General features: G+C 74.2%; 14 protein-coding genes and 1 pseudogene. 7 read left to right on the top strand and 8 right to left on the bottom strand.

Going from position 1 to position 16,116, the window contains the following annotated elements; all coding sequences use genetic code 11:
• Positions 1 to 95: 95 nt before the first annotated feature.
• From GKC29_RS23870 to GKC29_RS23855, 4 genes are all read left to right on the top strand, one after another.
• Complete coding sequence (locus tag GKC29_RS23870; protein ID WP_155334306.1) at positions 96 to 1,661, top strand: glycosyltransferase family 4 protein; 1,566 nt, start codon at positions 96 to 98, stop codon at positions 1,659 to 1,661.
• Positions 1,658 to 3,214 (top strand): glycosyltransferase, encoded by a 1,557-nt coding sequence (locus GKC29_RS23865; protein ID WP_155332955.1) that lies wholly within the window; start codon positions 1,658 to 1,660, stop codon positions 3,212 to 3,214. The genes GKC29_RS23870 and GKC29_RS23865 overlap by 4 nt, the downstream gene beginning before the upstream one ends.
• Before the next feature lie 5 nt (positions 3,215 to 3,219).
• Positions 3,220 to 4,503 (top strand): nucleotide sugar dehydrogenase, encoded by a 1,284-nt coding sequence (locus GKC29_RS23860; protein WP_155332954.1) that lies wholly within the window; start codon positions 3,220 to 3,222, stop codon positions 4,501 to 4,503.
• Between the two features lie 164 nt (positions 4,504 to 4,667).
• Positions 4,668 to 6,155 carry a glycosyltransferase family 39 protein gene (locus GKC29_RS23855; RefSeq protein ID WP_196255702.1) on the top strand — a complete coding sequence of 496 codons (1,488 nt, stop codon included), beginning with the start codon at positions 4,668 to 4,670 and terminating at the stop codon, positions 6,153 to 6,155.
• Positions 6,156 to 6,252: 97 nt separating this feature from the next.
• On the opposite strand, the gene GKC29_RS23850 is transcribed toward GKC29_RS23855, so the two are convergent.
• Together GKC29_RS23850 and GKC29_RS23845 are read right to left on the bottom strand one after the other, a co-directional pair.
• Positions 6,253 to 6,792, bottom strand: a complete 540-nt coding sequence (locus GKC29_RS23850; protein WP_155332952.1) for an acyltransferase — start codon at positions 6,790 to 6,792, stop codon at positions 6,253 to 6,255.
• Between the two features lie 156 nt (positions 6,793 to 6,948).
• Positions 6,949 to 7,287, bottom strand: a complete 339-nt coding sequence (locus tag GKC29_RS23845; protein ID WP_155332951.1) for a DUF952 domain-containing protein — start codon at positions 7,285 to 7,287, stop codon at positions 6,949 to 6,951.
• Positions 7,288 to 7,384: 97 nt separating this feature from the next.
• Between GKC29_RS23845 and GKC29_RS23840 the strand changes: the two genes are divergently transcribed.
• Both GKC29_RS23840 and GKC29_RS23835 read left to right on the top strand, forming a co-directional pair.
• Positions 7,385 to 8,041, top strand: a complete 657-nt coding sequence (locus tag GKC29_RS23840; RefSeq protein ID WP_155332950.1) for a response regulator transcription factor — start codon at positions 7,385 to 7,387, stop codon at positions 8,039 to 8,041.
• A 6-nt stretch (positions 8,042 to 8,047) separates the two neighbouring features.
• Complete coding sequence (locus GKC29_RS23835) at positions 8,048 to 9,457, top strand: ATP-binding protein (RefSeq protein ID WP_155332949.1); 1,410 nt, start codon at positions 8,048 to 8,050, stop codon at positions 9,455 to 9,457.
• A gap of 45 nt (positions 9,458 to 9,502) precedes the next feature.
• Here the strand turns inward: GKC29_RS23835 and GKC29_RS23830 are convergent, their stop codons facing one another.
• The 4 genes and pseudogenes from GKC29_RS23830 to GKC29_RS30140 form a co-directional block, all read right to left on the bottom strand.
• Complete coding sequence (locus GKC29_RS23830; protein WP_196255701.1) at positions 9,503 to 10,438, bottom strand: TAXI family TRAP transporter solute-binding subunit; 936 nt, start codon at positions 10,436 to 10,438, stop codon at positions 9,503 to 9,505.
• Positions 10,439 to 10,508: 70 nt separating this feature from the next.
• On the bottom strand, positions 10,509 to 11,171 hold the full coding sequence (locus GKC29_RS23825) for a hypothetical protein (protein WP_155332947.1): 663 nt from the start codon (positions 11,169 to 11,171) through the stop codon (positions 10,509 to 10,511).
• Positions 11,172 to 11,278: 107 nt separating this feature from the next.
• A complete protein-coding gene (gene yaaA, locus GKC29_RS23820) occupies positions 11,279 to 12,076 on the bottom strand; it encodes a peroxide stress protein YaaA (RefSeq protein WP_155332946.1) in 798 nt (265 codons plus the stop codon).
• Between the two features lie 145 nt (positions 12,077 to 12,221).
• Positions 12,222 to 12,451 (bottom strand): annotated as a pseudogene (locus tag GKC29_RS30140) (hypothetical protein); the annotation flags it as partial.
• Between GKC29_RS30140 and GKC29_RS23815 the strand changes: the two are divergent.
• A complete protein-coding gene (locus GKC29_RS23815) occupies positions 12,450 to 13,529 on the top strand; it encodes an App1 family protein (protein ID WP_155332945.1) in 1,080 nt (359 codons plus the stop codon). The pseudogene GKC29_RS30140 and the gene GKC29_RS23815 overlap by 2 nt on opposite strands.
• A 141-nt stretch (positions 13,530 to 13,670) precedes the next feature.
• Here GKC29_RS23815 and GKC29_RS29675 read toward each other — a convergent pair whose 3' ends face one another.
• Positions 13,671 to 14,249 carry a hypothetical protein gene (locus GKC29_RS29675; protein ID WP_196255965.1) on the bottom strand — a complete coding sequence of 193 codons (579 nt, stop codon included), beginning with the start codon at positions 14,247 to 14,249 and terminating at the stop codon, positions 13,671 to 13,673.
• 374 nt (positions 14,250 to 14,623) lie between these two features.
• On the bottom strand, positions 14,624 to 15,931 hold the full coding sequence (locus tag GKC29_RS30135) for a hypothetical protein (RefSeq protein WP_230688783.1): 1,308 nt from the start codon (positions 15,929 to 15,931) through the stop codon (positions 14,624 to 14,626).
• Between the last annotated feature and the right edge of the window lie 185 nt (positions 15,932 to 16,116).

Here is a 16,116-nt window from a genome sequence, read left to right as displayed (position 1 = left end):
CCGTCCACGAAGGCGAACAGCGGTCCGCAGGAGAGGCGGAAACGGGCACGATGGCGATGGACGGCGCTGCCGCGCAGCCGCGCGGGCGGGTGGTCATGCTGGTCGACAACGGTGTGAACGGTGACTCCCGGGTGCAGAAGGCCGCCCGCTCGGCCGCCGAGGCCGGCTGGGAGGTCGTCCTGCTGGGCCGCTCGCCCGTGACCGAGGAGCGGACCTGGCAGCTGGGCCGGGCGCAGGTGCGGCTGCTGTCGATGCCCGCACCGCTGGCCCGGCGGCGGCACGAGTTCCGGCGGGCCTGGCTGCGCTGGCCGCTGGCCTATCCGCCGAACGGCGTCGCCGCCCACCGTCAGCAGAGCGTGAAGGCGTGGCGGGCCGACCTCGAGGTCCGGGCCGCCCAGCTCGCCGTGGCCGCTCCCGGCACCCCCCGGCTGACGCTGCGCCGCCGGCTCCTGCGCGCCGAGCAGGGTCTCGCCAAGCTCTCCGCCACCTGGGTCTCCGGCCGCTACTGGATGTTGACCCAGGCCCGGACGCGGCGGAAGTTCCGCAACCCGTGGGACCGCGCATACACGCTGTTCTGGGAGTCCGTGAAGGGCGACGGCGCGTGGCGGCGGCTGGAGCCGAGCCTCTGGGACTACGAGCTGGCGTACGGCCCGGTGATCGACGAGCTGGCGCCGGACCTGATCCACGCCAACGACTTCCGGATGCTCGGTGTGGCCGCACGGGCGAAGATCCGGGCCCGGGCGCGAGGCCGCGAGATCAAGGTGGTGTGGGACGCGCACGAGTTCCTGCCCGGGCTCAAGCCGTGGCAGGACAACGCCCGCTGGCTGCCCGCCCACATGGCGCACGAGCGGGAGTACGCCCCGTACGCCGACGCGGTGGTGACGGTCTCCGACGGCCTCGCCGAACTGCTCCAGCGCGAGCACCGGCTCGCGGAGACGCCGGACGTCGTGCTCAACGCTCCGGCGGCCGGCTCCGAGGACCTCGACCCGGACGCCGCCGCGCCGGACCTGCGCGCCCGCTGCGGGGTCGGCCCGGACGTGCCGCTGCTGGTCTACAGCGGCGCCGCCGCCCGGCAGCGCGGCCTGGACATCATGGTCGACGCGCTCCCGCGGCTGCCCGGCGTCCACGTCGCGCTGGTGGTCAACAAGCCGGACGGCCCGTACGTGTCCGGGGTGCTGGCCCGTGCCCGGAAGCTCGGCGTCGCCGACCGGGTGCACGCCCTGCCGTACGTGGCGCACTGGCAGGTGGTGCCGTTCCTGGCCGGCGCGGACGCCGGGGTCATCCCGATCCACCACTGGCCCAACCACGAGATCGCGCTGATCACCAAATTCTTCGAGTACTCGCACGCCCGGCTGCCGATGATCGTCAGCGACGTGAAGACGATGGCCGGCACGGTCCGCTCCACCGGCCAGGGCGAGGTGTTCCGGGCCGAGGACGTGGCCGACTTCGTCCGCGCGGTCACGGCGGTGCTGGCCGACCCGGAGCGCTACCGGGCCGCGTACGACCGGCCGGGCCTGCTCCAGAGCTGGACGTGGGAGGCGCAGGCCGAGGTGCTGGACTCGGTCTACCGCCGGCTGCTGCCGGGTCGCCCGCCCGCGCCGGGGCGCGCCGGCGAGCCCGCTCCGGGCGACCCGCGGCCCGCGCTCGGGGTCGGCACGTGAGCACCCCCGACGTCACGGTCGTCACCGCGGTCTACAACACGATGCCGTACCTGACCCGGTGCCTGACCTCCCTCGTGGAGCAGACGATCGGGCGGGACCGGCTGGAGGTCATCGCCGTCGACGACGGCTCCACCGACGGCAGCGGCCGGGAGCTGGACCGGTTCGCCCGCCTCTACCCGGGCACCGTGAAGGTGGTGCACCAGCCCAACTCCGGCGGCCCGGCCGCGCCGAGTAACCGGGCGCTGGAACTGGCCACCGGCCGGTACGTCTTCTTCATCGGCTCCGACGACTACCTCGGGCCGGAGGCGCTGGAGCGGCTCGTCGCCGCCGCCGACCGGTGGGACTCCGACGTGGTGCTGGGACGCCTGGTCGGCGTGAACAGCCGCTACATCCACCAGGCGATCTACGCGGAGACCACCGCCGACGTCGACCTGTTCGACTCGGCCCTGCCCTGGTCCCTGTCGAACACCAAGCTGTTCCGCCGGGAGCTGATCGAGCGGTACGGCCTGCGCTACCCGGAGGACATGCCGGTCGGCAGCGACCAGCCGTTCACCATCGAGGCCTGCGTCCGGGCCCGCCGCGTCTCCGTCCTCGCCGACTACGACTACTACTTCGCGGTCCGCCGGCTCAACGCTCGCAACATCACCTACAAGAGCCGCCACCTCGAGCGGCTGCGCTGCGCCGAGGACCTGGTCGCGTTCGTCGCCAAGCTGGTCGAGGCCGGCCCGGAGCGGGACGCGGTGCTGCTGCGTCACTTCACCTGGGAGATCGCCAAGCTGCTGGAGAACGACTTCCTGCGGCTGGAGCGCGACGTCCAGGACCGGGTGGTCGCCGGCGTCCGGGCCCTCGCCGAGGGGCACCTCACCGACCGCATCCGCGACCGGCTCCCGATCGAGGCCCGGGTCCGCCTGGCCGCCGCCCGGTACGGCGACACCGACCACCTGCTCGCGGTGATCCGGCAGGACGCCGAACTGGGCATCCCGCCCGCGGTGGTCGACGGCGAGCGCTGGTACGCCGGCTACCCGGGCTTCCGGGACCCGCACCTGCGCATCCCGGACGCCTGGTACGAGATCACCGACACTGCCGCCGACTGGGTCGCCCGGCTCGACACCGTCTCGGCCGCCTTCGAGGGGTCCCGGGCGCTGCTGGTGACCGCCCGCAGCCCGCGGCACGACCTGCCGGAGCTGGCGTCGGCCGTCCGGCTCGCCGCCGGCGACGTGACCGGCGTGACCGTCTCGGTCGTCCCGGACGCCACGGGCACGACCGTGCGGGCCCGTATTCCGTTGGACCGGTTGCTGGACGGCGCCGGCCCCGGCGGTGAGCTGCGCACCGTCCAGACGCACGTGGACGCGTTCGGCGCCATCGGCGTCGCCGCGCTGCGCGGCGCCCGGCGCCCGGTGCCCCAGCGGGCGGTGCTGCGTCGCGGCGCCCGGCTGCACGTCCTGACCACCACCACCAACCACAAGGGCCAGCTCGTCATCGCCGTAGCACCCGTAACGCCGCGCCGGTTGATGGCCCGCCTGCGGCGCAGGCTTCCACTAGGAGGAAAGTAGTAGTCATGAACATCTGCGTCGTCGCCCTCGGGAAGATCGGGCTGCCGCTGGCCGTGCAGTTCGCGTCGAAGGGGCACCGGGTCATCGGTGCCGACGTGTCCGAGCGGGTCGTGAGCCTCGTCAACGACGGTGCGGTGCCGTTCCCCGGCGAGACCGACCTGGACGTCAAACTCAAGGAGGTGGTCGCCGCCGGTCTGCTGTCGGCCACCACCGACACCGCCACGGCGGTCGCCGAGTCCGAGGCCGTCGTCGTGGTCGTGCCGCTCTTCGTGGACGCCGAGGGCGTCCCGGACTTCGGCTGGATGGACGACGCCACCCGGGCCATCGCGCGGGGCCTCAAGCCGGGCACGCTGGTCAGCTACGAGACCACGCTGCCGGTCGGCACCACCCGCACCCGCTGGGCGCCGATGCTGGAGGAGGGCTCCGGCCTGACCGCCGGCAAGGACTTCCACCTGGTCTTCAGCCCGGAGCGGGTGTTCACCGGCCGGGTCTTCGCCGACCTGCGCCGCTACCCCAAGCTGGTGGGCGGCATCGACGAGACCTCGGCCGCGCACGGCGTCGAGTTCTACCAGGCCGTGCTCGACTTCGACGAGCGCGCCGACCTGCCCCGCCCGAACGGCGTGTGGGACCTCGGCTCCGCCGAGGCCTCCGAGCTCGCCAAGCTCGCCGAGACCACGTACCGGGACGTCAACATCGGCCTGGCGAACCAGTTCGCGCGGTTCGCCGACAGCGTCGGCGTGGACGTGCTCAAGGTCATCGAGGCCTGCAACTCGCAGCCGTACAGCCACATCCACACGCCGGGCATCGCCGTCGGCGGGCACTGCATCCCGATCTACCCGCGGATGTACCTGTGGAACGACCCGGCCGCCACGGTGGTCCGCTCCGCCCGGGAGGCCAACGCGGCGATGCCGGAGTACGCGGTGGATCTGCTCGCCGCGGCGTACGGCGACCTGACCGACGTGGGTGTCCTGGTGCTGGGCGCGGCGTACCGGGGCGGGGTCAAGGAGACGGCGTTCTCCGGCGTCTTCCCGACCGTCGAGGCGCTGCGCGCCCGGGGTGCCAGGCCGTACGTGTCGGACCCGATGTACAGCTCCGAGGAGCTCGCCGCGCACGGCCTGCCGCCGTACGAGGGCCAGGAGGTCACGGCCGCGTTGATCCAGGCCGACCACGCGGAGTACCGGACCCTGGCCGCGAGCGACCTGCCGTCGGTGCGCGTGCTGGTGGACGGTCGCCGCGTCACCGACCCGGCCCGCTGGGCAGACGTGCGCCGCGTCGTCATCGGCGGCTGATCCCGCTCCGCCTTGGAGGGCCCCGACCGGCCACGGTCGGGGCCCTCTACTGTGGATGTGACGTCCCCCCGGGTCAGGGCGGCATCCTCTACAGTGTCGAGGCAGGGCCACCCGTGCCGCCGCCGCTGCACGGCCCGATCCTCCGACCGATGAGGGGATGTGAGGTGATCGAAGAATTCGGCCGGGAGGGCCGAAGCGCCGAAGCCCCGGGTCCGGCCGTCGACGCCGACCAGCCGCCACCGGCGGAGGGCCGGGAAGCGCCGGCGGCGGACCATTCGGACCCGCCGGCGCTGCGCTGGGGGATCTGGCCGGTCGTCGCGATGGCCGCCACCGCCGCCGCCCTGTACGGCTTCTGGTGGTTCAGCCACCACCGGCCGCCGATCCAGTTCGGCGCCTTCAAGCGGCCCCCGATCTACGGCGTCTTCATCCCGGTGTGGGACGAGCTGGCCCTGACCGTGATACCGGCCGGCGTGGTCCTGGCCGCCGTCGCCTGGTTGATCACCACTCGACTACGGATGCCGAGATGGTCGGCACTCGCCCTCGTCGTCGTGTCCGGGGTGACGACGGCGGCCACGATCGCCCTGGTCCGGGGCGAATGGCGCCACCTCACCCGGGGACTGAGCACCGAGCCGGACCGGGTGGCGTACTACACCTCCGACCTGCACTTCGTGTACGAGCTCGGAGTGCGCGGCTTCATCGAGCAACACCCAGACCTCGGCCCGGAGTTCGACTCCTACAACTCCTGGACGCATCCCCCCGGGGTGCTGGTCTTCCTGTACCTGCTCTTCCGGGTCGTCGGTGCGTCCCACCCCCTGCGGATCGCCGTCGCGATCGCGGTGGTCGCCTTCGCCGCGGCCGTGTCGGCCTGGCTGATCGGCCGGACCCTGGGCGGGGAGCGGGCCGGCCGGATCGGGGCGGTGCTCTTCGCCGCGGCGCCGGGACCGCTCATGCTGTCCTACACCAACCTGGACACCGTTTTCGCGACGGTGATGACGATGAGTGCGGCCCTGTTCGTCCTCGCGATCCACCGGCGGTCCGCGCCGGTCGCCGCCACGGCCGGTGCGGTGCTCGGGGTGGGCACCCTGATGACGTTCGCCACCTCGTTCATCGTCATCGCGGCGACGCTGGCGGTGCTGATCCAGACCGGGCTGCGCACCGGAGCGCGGCTGCTGGGCGCGGCCGCGGCCGGTGGCGTCGCCGTGCTGGCCCTGGCGTGGCTCACGCTCGGCTTCGACGTCTTCGCCTCCTACCAGGCGTCACCACAGGCCGCCCGGCCCTACGACCCGTACTGGATCGTGGCGAGCCCGGCGGCCTGGCTGATCTACGCGGGTCTTCCGCTGGCCGTGCTGGGAATCGCCGGCCTCGTCGTGAAGGTGCCCGGCTCCCGCCGGCCGGTGCTGGTGCTCGTGCTGGTTGTCGTCATGCTCGTCTGGGCGTCGCTGCCGTCGGAACTGACCAAGCTGCGTCCGGGTGAGGTGGAGCGGACCTGGGCCTTCCTCTACCCGCTGGTCGCGGCCTCGGCAGGGCTGGTGGTCGACGCGTGGACCCGGAACCTGCCCCGGCGGTGGGCCGGTGGGGTCGTCGCCGGCCTGGTCGCGCTCTCGGTGGGCCAGGCGGTGTTCCTCCAAGGCCTCTACGAGAACTTCTACTGAACCCGACCGCCCGACAGGACGGGCCCCGACCGAAACGGTCGGGGCCGTCGTCGTCCGCGTGCTCAGCCTTCGGCAAGGCCGGCCGTCGTCGCGTCCGTCAGTGCTGCGCCGGCGGGTTGTCCACGTCGCGGGAGACCACCTCGCCCTTCTCGTTGACCCAGCCCCTCGGGCGGGCCGGGTTCCCGGCCACCAGCTGGTACGGCTTGACGTCCTTGGTCACCACGGACCCGGCGGCGATCATGGCGTACTCGCCGACCTCGATGCCGCAGACGAGGGTGGCGTTGGCGCCGATGGAGGCGCCCCGGCGGACCAGGGTCGGGGTGATGGTCCAGTCCGGGTTCTGCGCGCGGGGCCGGAAGTCGTTGGTGAAGACCGCGCACGGGCCGACGAAGACCTCGTCCTCGAGGGTCACACCCTGGTACACCGAGACATTGTTCTGAATCTTCACCAGGTCGCCGACCGTCACCCCGGCGTCGACGTACACGTTGCGGCCGATGACGCAGCCCGCGCCCACCTGGGCGGTGGATCGGACGTGGGCCAGGTGCCAGACCTTCGTGCCGTCACCCACCTGGGCGCCGGCCTCCACGTCGGCACTGGGGTGGACGAAGACCGGCGGCCGGTCGTTGGTGTCAGTCATGTCATCTCGCATCGGTCTCGGGGCGCGGCGTCGCGCCACGTCGGGAGCGCCCGGGGGCGGCCAGCCGCGGCGGTCCGGGACGCCGTCACCGGCTCCGCCCGGAACGTCACGATCCGGGCGGACGGACTGGCGTAGCATAGCCACCCGCTCAGCGGCTCAGCCGACCAGCGCCGCCACCGCGTCGGCGACCGGGACGTCCGCCGGCAGCGCCGTCGCGGCCACCACCGCGGTGACCGGTAGCGGCCCGTACAGGTGCGGGAAGAGCGTGCCGCCCCGGGACGGCTCCCAACGCAGCCGCCCGCCCAGCCGGGCCGGGTCGACCGTCAGCAGGGTGAGCCCGGTGGCGCCGGTGAAGTGCCGCCGGGCGGTCTCGACCACCTGGTCCGGCCCGGACAGGTGGACGAAGCCGTCCTGATGGTCCAGCGCGGTGCCGGTGAAATGCCCGGCGGCGAGCGCGTCGTCCCATTCCGTGGTGGCCAGCAGCTTGTAGATCACACCGGCAGCCTAAGGCTGCCCGCGACCGGCCCTCCCGCTCGGCGCCGCCGTCTGTCACCATTCGTGGTCGGCGACGGAGACGATTGGGGGTACGCCGGTGCGCATCCTGCTGGTCGAGGACGACCGCCGGGTGGCTGCCGCGCTCTCCGCCGCGCTCACCCGGCGGGGCTACGAGGTGGAACACGCGGCGACGGTCGCCGCCGCGCTCTCCGCCGCCCCCTGCGACCTGGTGCTGCTCGACCTCACCCTGCCCGACGGCGACGGCACCGACCTGTGCCGCGAGCTGCGCCGGCGCAGCAGCCAGCTCGGCATCATCGCGGTGACCGCCCGGGGGGAGGAGCGGGACCGGGTGCTCGGGCTGCGCCTCGGCGCCGACGACTACGTGGTCAAACCGTTCTCGATGGTGGAGCTGCAGGCCCGGATCGAGGCGGTGCTGCGCCGCGCGGCGCACGCGGCCCCGGAGCGGAACCTGATCGAGGTGGGGCCGGTCCGAATCGACGTGGGGGCCCGGACGGTCCGTGTCGACGACCGGGAGGTGGCGCTGACCCGCAAGGAGTTCGACGTGCTGCTCTCCCTGGCCCGGCAGCCGGGCGTGGCCGTGCCCCGCGACCGGATCCTGCTGGACGCCTGGGGCACCACCTGGGCCGACCGGCACACCGTCGAGGTGCACGTGGGTTCGCTGCGCGGCAAGCTGGGCGATCCCCGCCTGGTGGAGACCGTACGCGGGGTCGGCTACCGGCTGCGCGGCGAGTGAGGCGCGGTGCGACGCCGTCTGGTGATCAGCTACCTGCTGCTGATGGTGCTGGTCCTGATCGCCCTGGAGACGCCGCTGGCGGCCACCCTGGCCAGCCGGGAGACCGAGCGGGTCCGTGCGGACCGGCTCGCCGACGCCACCCGCTTCGCCTCGCTGGCCGGGCCGGCGCTGCGCGGCGGCGTCCCCGGCCCGCTGAACAACGAGCTGGACAGCTACGACGATCTGTACGGCATCGGCGCCGCCGTGGTGGACCGCGACCGGCGTACCGTCGTGGCGTCGGCGAGCTGGCGCCCCGCGCCCGGCACCCGGGCCGCCCTCGACGTGGCGCTCTCCGGCCAGCAGGCCAGCGGACCCGAGTCGGTGTGGCCGTGGTTGGACGGGCCGATCGTGGTCGCGGTACCGATCAACGACGGCGGTGAGGTGCTCGGCGCGGTGGTCACCACGACCTCCGCCGCCACGGTCCGGCGGACCGTCACCACCTGGTGGCTGGTGCTCACCGCCGCGGGCCTGCTCGCCGTGCTGGCCTGCGTGCTGACCGCGTTCGGGCTGGCCGGGTGGGTTTTGCGCCCGGTCACCGAGCTGGACGTGGTGACCCACGAGATCGCCGAGGGGGACCGGAACGCCCGGGTGCAGCACCGGCTCGGGCCGCCGGAGCTGCGCCGGCTGGCGGCGAGCTTCAACAACATGGCCGACGCGGTCTCGGACGTGATGGACCGGCAACGGGCGTTCGTGGCGCACGCCAGCCACCAGCTCCGCAACCCGCTGACCGCGCTGCGGCTGCGGGTGGAGGAGCTGGGAACCACCCTCACGGATCCGGACGGCCGCACCGAGCACCGGCTCGCGCTGGAGGAGACCGACCGGCTGGCCCTCGTCCTGGACGCCCTGCTCACCCTGGCCCGGGCGGAGCGCACCGAGAACCTGCGGGTCACCGTCGACGCGGCGGCGATCGCCGCCAGCCGGGTCGCGGCGTGGGATCCGCTCGCCCGCCGGCGGTCGGTCACGCTGCGCCTCGCCGTGGGCGACGCCCCGGCGTACGCCCGTACCGTGCCGACCGCCGTCGACCAGGCGCTGGACGCGCTCATCGACAACGCGGTGAAGTTCAGCGGCGCCGGGGGCGAGGTCACGGTGGCGGTCCGGCACGGCGACGGCGGGACGAGCCTGGAGGTACGCGACACCGGCCCGGGTATGACGGCGAGCCAGCTCGACCAGGCGACCGAGCGGTTCTGGCGGGCGCCGGAGGTCCAGAACATCGACGGCGCCGGGCTCGGCCTGACCATCGTCGCGGTCCTCGTGGACGCCTCCGACGGGCGGCTCACCATGCGCCCGAACTCGCCGCGCGGCCTCAGCGCCACGCTGTGGTTCCCGGCGCCGCCCGACGCCGGCGACGCCCCACCCGCCCCCAGCGACGGACGTTAGGAAGGGACCCTTCTACTACGCCAGGCGTTAAGAGGGGACCCTTCCTTACGGTTTCGCGGCGCGGTACCAGGCGGCGGCCCCCGGGTGCAGCCGCAGGGGGGTGGTGGTGATGGCCGAGCGGGGGCTCATCCGGCCGGCCGCCGGGTGGGCCGCGGCCAGTTCCTCCCGCCGTTCCATCAGCAGCCGGGTCACCTCGCGGACCAGCCACTCCGGCAGGTCCGCGCGGACGATCAGGAAGTTGGGATTGGCGACGGTGGTGATCGGCTCCACCCCGTACACCGAGCGCGGGACGTCCCGGGAGACGTAGACGCCGGGGTGGCGGGCGCGCAGCGGCTCGGTCCACCCACCGAGGTCGACGATCCGGACGTGCCGGTCGCGGGCCAGTTCCGCCACCCCCCGCACCGGGAGGCCGCCGGAGAAGAAGAACGCGTCGATCTGACCCGCACGCAGCGCAGCGACCGAGTCGTCCAGGCCGAGCCGCTCCCGGCGTACGCCCTCGCCGCCCAGCCGTGCGACGTCGAGCAGCCGGGACGCGGTGATCTCGGTGCCGGAGCCCGGCGCGCCCACCGACACCCGCCGGCCGCGCAGGTCGGCGAGCGTGCGGATCCCGCCGGCGGCGTTGGTGACGAGGTGCAGCAGGTCGTCGTACACCCGGGCGACCGCGGCCACCGACGGGTCGGCCCCCGGGGCGGCGGGCAGTACGTCGGCCTGGGTGAAGCCCAGCTCGGCCGAGCCGGCGCCGACCCGCCGGACGTTCTCCGCCGACGCCGGGGTCACCACCACGCTGGCGTGGACGTTCGGCAGCTCCCGGTTCAGGATGGTGGCCAGCGACTGCCCGAAGGCGTGGTACACGGCGGTGGGGCTGCCGGTGGCGATGCGGATCTGCAGCGGCGGGGCGGCGTCGTCCCGGCACCCGGGCAGCACGGCCGCCAGCGCCAGGGCCAGCAGCGCCGCGGTGGCTCGGCGGGCACGTGCGTTCACGGGCTGCACTGTGCGCCGTCGGGGCGGTCGACCGCAAGCTGGCCCGCCCGGTTCGCCCAGATGCGGCCCGTCAGTCCGCCTCGCGGGGGGCGCCCAACTCGGCGGCCTCCAGGATGCGCTCCCGGTCCGGGCCGTGCGCGACGCTGACCAGGAAGCAGCCGGTCCCGGGACGCAGCAGGGCCGGGACCTCCAGCAGGGCGGCGCCCCGGACGAGCACCGCGGCCAGTTCCCGGTCGGTGAGCCGGACCCCGAGGATGTGCCGGCGTACGTGCCGACCGCCGGCCAGCAGCGCGGCACGCCAGGCCGCCGCCGCGAGGCGGGGCCGCCACACGCGCCGGGCGGCCGACGCGCCGGGCACCGGCCCGCCGAGCAGCTCCCGCCGTCCCTGCCGCCAGCCGGTCTCCAACGCGGTCGCGTACGCGTGCCGCCGGGCCACCGGCACGGTCAGCCGGTGCAGTTCGAAGCGGCGGCGCAGACCGCCCACGGAACGTTCGTGCGTCACGGGCACGTCGAGCCGGTCGAGTAGCTGACGCATCCGCAGGGCGGCGTCCTCGCGGTTGAACTCGACGATCCCGGGCCGGTACGCGGGGGTGGTCCGCCGGGGCCCGGCCACCGTCGGCGGGGTCACGCAGCGCAGAAGGCAGGCCGCCTCGAACGCGTCGGCCAGCGTCAGCCAGTCCAGCGGTGGCGGGATCGACGGCGGCCGGGGTCGGTCGAGCAGGATGGGTTCCACCTCGGGACTCCTTCGGGCGGCGTCGGGGTTCCCCTACCGTGGCCGCTGCCTGCCGCCGGCGGAACACATCCGGCCGAGCTTTGAGGAAATCTTGCGGGAGGCTTGTCCTACAGCTCGGTGACGACGACGTCGACCGCGCGCGGCCGGCCCGCCGCCGACGGCTGCTCCACCACCGTGTACTTCAGGTCCCGCAGCGCCGCCACCAGCCCGTCGGCGGTCCGTGGCCGGGCCCCGGCGGTCAGCAGGTCCCGCACGAGGCGACCCTTGGTGGCCTTGTTGAAGTGGCTGACCACCGACCGGACCGGCACCCCGTCGACGTCCCGCTCGTGCAGCACCCGCACCGTCACGGTCCGGCCGGCGACCGCGCCACGAGGGGTCCAGGTCGCCGCGTACGCGCCGGAGCGCAGGTCCAGCACCGGTCCGTCACCGGCCGCCGCCGTCAGCACCGGCGCCAGCGCCCGCCGCCAGTACGCCGACAGCGCCCCGACACCGGGGAGCCTCGCCCCGACGGGGCACCGGTACGGCGGGATCCGGTCGGTGAGACGGACCGCGCCCCACAGGCCGGAACTGATCAGGACCGTCCGGCGCGCGGCGCGCACCGCGGCCGGCGGCAGCGTGGCGAGGTCGAGGGCCTCGTAGAGCACCCCGGTGTAGAGGCGCTCGGCCGGCGCGGTCGCCGCCTCCCGCAGCCGGGCGTTGCGGCGCAGTTCGCCGCGCTGACCCGGGCTCAACCCGAGCGCGGTCAGGGCTGCGTCCTCGTCGCCGCTGGCGGACACGCCGACCAGTGCCGCCGCCACCTCCTCGCGGGCCGGGGTCAGCTCCGGCAGCGAGAGGCGGGAGAGGTCGAGCCGTCGGCCGGTGCCGGCGTCGGCCTTGCCCTCCGAGGGCGGCAGCAGGATGAGCATCGGGGGACTCCTCGCTCCCGGTGCCCGCGCACCGGAGGAGGCCAGGGTACGTCCCCGCCCTACCGCCAGGGCCGGACCGGCGTCTCCGGGTGGTACACGCGATACCCGTGGCGACGAGCGCGGCGTCGGCTCGGTCCCGGAGCAGCCAGCTCGGCCCGGCGAGGGCGACCAGGGGACGGCCAGGTCGCCTCCAACATCCCCAGGTAGCGCTGGCCGTACAGGAAGACGGGGTGTTCCGGCCCTCGGCGATGTGCAGAGCGGCGAGCCCGACGGTGGCCTCGTCGCTGTTCGACACCGGAATGGTGTGCAGCGTGAGGACCAGTCGACACGCGACGCGGCCACCACGAGCACCAGCGCAACGAAATCGCCTCGCATGGCCGACGTGCGCCGCTTGTGGCAGGGTTGCAACGTGCCACCCACTGCCGCAGGCCAGCTGGCCGTTCCCCAACTGCACCGGGCCGCGCGGCTCGAGGACGCCGTCCACCACCTGGTCGAACGCCGCCTGCGCCGGACCGGCTGGCGGACCAACATCGTCGCCTACACGGGTTACGGCGCGCCCGGTTGGGTCCGCGTGATGTGCCGCGTGCTGCTGGGGCGGCCGGACACCCGGCAGCGGGGCCGCCTGGAAAAGGTCCGGGGCTGGCGCAGCTTCACCACCCTGCCCGCCAAGTACGTCACCGTGACCATCGAATCGGGCGGGCAGCGGCACGAGACCCGCACCGACCGCAGCGGCTTCGTCGACACCGTGGTCGAGGCGGACCTGCCCCCGGGCTGGGGCTCGGTACGGATCAGCGCGCCCGAGGCGGAGCCCGTCGAGGCGCCGGTGCGCATCCTCGACCCGCAGGTGCGCTTCGGCATCCTGTCCGACATCGACGACACGGTGATGGTCACCGCGCTGCCCCGGCCGCTGCTCGCCGCCTGGAACACGTTCGTCCTGGACGAGCACGCCCGCGCGGCGGTGCCCGGGATGGCGGTGCTCTACGAGCGGCTGGTGACCGCGCACCCCGGCGCTCCCGTCTTCTACCTGTCCACCGGGGCGTGGAACGTCGCGCCGACCCTCACCCGCTTCCTGTCCCGGCACCTCTACCCGGCCGGACCGCTGCTGCTGACCGACTGGGGCCCGACCGCCGACCGGTGGTTCCGCAGCGGCCGGGAGCACAAGCGGGCCACCCTGGCCCGGCTGGCCCGCGAGTTCCCCGAGGTGAAGTGGCTGCTGGTCGGCGACGACGGCCAGCACGACCAGGAGATCTACCGGGAGTTCGCCGCCGCCCACCCCGACAACGTGGCCGGGGTGGCGATCCGTCGGCTCTCGCCCACCCAGGCGGTCCTCGCCGGCAGCCTGCCCCACCCCGCCGGTGACAGTTCGTCCGCCGGCCCGCTGGGGCAGAAGTGGCTCTCCGCGCCGGACGGCGCCGGCCTGTGGAAGCTGCTGCGGGACGCGGGCCTGGTCTGACGCCCGTCGTGCCGGTGTCCCTGACGCTGCTGCGGGACGCGGGTCTGGTCTGACGTCTGTCGCGGCGCTGCCTGTGGAGGGTGCTGCGGGACGCGGAGCCGGTCTGACGGCCGTGCGCCGGCGCCCGCGTCCCGCAGGGCCTCAGTTGGCGCCCGGCACCTCGACCTGGGCCGTGCAGCCCGCCGCAGCCCGGCGCTGCTGGATGAGGTCGACGACCGCCTGCCGGTTGGCGATGCGGGCCGCCGACTGGGCGTCCGGGTTCTGCCGCTGCGCGGCGATGAAGGTCAGGTTGTTGCGCAGCGCGGTGTCCAGACCCTGGCAGTTCTCGCCGCCGTTGCCGTTCTGGCCGCCGTTGCCGTTCTGGCCGTTGCCGTTACCGGCCTGGCCGCCGTTGCCGGCCTGGCCCGCGCCGGGCGCCTCCACCTCACCGGTGCAGCCCGCCGCCGCCCGGCGCTGCTGGATCAGGTCGACGACCGCCTGCCGATTGGCGATGCGGGCCGCCGACTGGGCGTCCGGGTTCTGCTGCTGCCCGGCGATGAAGGCGAGATTGTTACGCAGGGCGTTGTCCAGACCCTGGCAGCTCTCGGCCGCCTGCCCGGTGCCGGTCGCCACCGCGAACGCCACGCCCGTGGTGACCACGACCGCGGCGAGACCCGCGATCTTGCGCTGCCGCGCGGTGGTCTTCCCGCCCCTGTTGGTTGTGCCCGTCGTCCACGCCATCGAAGCTCCTTCACGTCCCTCGTAACGGCCCGGCATCGGTGAGCGGTACGGGCGGCGCACGCTGATCGTTCAGGGCCGTGCACGCCGGCGCCCACAAGATCAGCAGTGTGTCGCCACCGGCGTCACGGCCAGTGACCGAAGTGACGAGGCGCGACATGTCGACCCGCCACCCGCCTCACAGATCTTGGAAGCTTCCGGCCACTCCACAGGGGCCGGTTCCTTCCAACATCGCCGACGGTGTGCACAAGCTGGGGCGGGGCGTGGGCCAGGTCGGTCCTGGCCCACGCCCCGCTGAGCGTGCTCTTCTCCATGCCGCCGGCATCACGCCTTCCGGCACCCGGTGACAGCCCCATGCCGGCGGCATGGAGTCGATCTCAGTTGTCGTTCAGGCAGCCAGCCGGGCTGGGGTCGTCCACCATGACGGGAGCCGTGGCACCGCCGGCCTTGCCATTGCCGTTGCCGGCGCCTGCCTTGCCGTTTCCGCCTGCCTTGCCGTTGCCGTTCGCTCCCGCCTCGGCGTCGCCCGCGCCGGCCTCGTCGCCCGCGCCGGCCTCGTCGCCAGCGGCGTCGCCCGCACCGGCGTCACCTGCCTCGGCATCGGCGTCACCCGCACCGGCCTTGTCGCCCGCAGCGTCGCCCGCACCGGCGTCACCGGCCTCGGCGTCGCCCGCCCCGGCCTCGGCGTCGTTGCCCGCGTCGGCTTCCTCGCGGGCCTGCTGGATAGCCTCCACGAGCGCCCTGATCTCCTGGATCAGGGCCCGTACCTCCGCCAGTTGGGCCGCGATCTGGTCCGCCGCGTCCTGCTCGGCACCGACCTCCTGCTCCGCGCCGGCGTCCTCCTCAGCACCGGCACCCTGCTCCGCGCCGGCGTCCTCGCCGGCTCCGGCGTCGCCCGTCCCCGTCTCGCCGGCACCGGCCTCACCCGCGTCCGCGTCGGCTCCGGCGTCGCCGGCCTCCTGACCCGCTCCGGCGTCGCCGGCCTCCTGACCGGCGCCCGCCTCGGCGTCCGCGTCGGCTCCGGCGTCCTGGCCCGCCTCCTGGTCGGCCTCAGCTCCGGCGCCAGCCGCCTCCACCAGTCCCGCGATCTGCTGGATCAGGCCGCCGATCTGGCCCACGATCGCCGCGGCCCGCTCGGCCCCGCCTCCCGGCGCCGCCGCCTTCCCGGACGCCCGCTGCGCGGCCCGTTCGCGCGCCTGGTCCACGATTCCGCCGATCGAGTCGACGATGCCGTCCACCTGCTGCACCCGGGCGGCGGTCGCCCGCGGGTCGTCGATCCGGCCGGCCCGTTCGGCGCGTAACCGCTCGGTGGCCGCCCACGCCTCGTTCGCCCGCGCCGCCACCGCGACGTCCCACGGCACCTCCGGGCAGACCGCGCCGGCGACCTCCACCTGACCTGTGCAGCCGGCGGCGGCCCGCCGCTGCTGGAGCAGGTCCACGACCGCCTGCCGGTTGGCGATCCGCGCCGCCGAGTTGGCGTCCGGGTTCTGGCGCTGGCCGGCGATGAACGTGAGGTTGTTGCGTAGTGCGGTGTCGAGCCCCTGGCAGTTCTCCGCCGCCTGGCCGACGCCGGTGGCCACGGCGAACGCCGCTCCGGTCGTCACCGCGATCGCGGCGACCCCGGCGATCTTCCGCTGCCGCGGCGTTACCGTCGTCCTGCTGCTGGTGCGTCTCGTCCACGCCATCGAAGCTCCCTCCGCCTCGTCCGTCAGGAAGTGGCCGGCATCCGATGTGCGGTACGGCAGGGCAGTGGACGGAGTTCAGACAATCTACGCCTGAAGGCCAAACTATCCACTCAGCGTGACGAACTGGGCGACTCAGCGGCACCCGGAGTGACCGTCGGTCGCTGACAGTTGACGATCCACCAGAC

Origin of the sequence: Micromonospora sp. WMMC415 (assembly GCF_009707425.1) — a bacterium.
In the GTDB taxonomy this organism is placed as follows: Bacteria; Actinomycetota; Actinomycetes; order Mycobacteriales; family Micromonosporaceae; genus Micromonospora.
The sequence above is the reverse complement of the archived record's forward strand: the minus strand, read 5'-3'. Positions and strand labels throughout refer to the sequence as shown.

Coding starts and splice junctions, on each gene's coding strand:
- GKC29_RS23850 (WP_155332952.1), bottom strand. CDS start 6,792: ATGACTGACACCAACGACCGGCCGCCGGTCTTCGTCCACCCCAGTGCC.
- yaaA (WP_155332946.1), bottom strand. CDS start 12,076: ATGCTCATCCTGCTGCCGCCCTCGGAGGGCAAGGCCGACGCCGGCACC.
- GKC29_RS23860 (WP_155332954.1), top strand. CDS start 3,220: ATGAACATCTGCGTCGTCGCCCTCGGGAAGATCGGGCTGCCGCTGGCC.
- GKC29_RS23815 (WP_155332945.1), top strand. CDS start 12,450: ATGGCCGACGTGCGCCGCTTGTGGCAGGGTTGCAACGTGCCACCCACT.
- GKC29_RS29675 (WP_196255965.1), bottom strand. CDS start 14,249: ATGGCGTGGACGACGGGCACAACCAACAGGGGCGGGAAGACCACCGCG.
- GKC29_RS30135 (WP_230688783.1), bottom strand. CDS start 15,931: ATGGCGTGGACGAGACGCACCAGCAGCAGGACGACGGTAACGCCGCGG.
- GKC29_RS23870 (WP_155334306.1), top strand. CDS start 96: ATGCTGGTCGACAACGGTGTGAACGGTGACTCCCGGGTGCAGAAGGCC.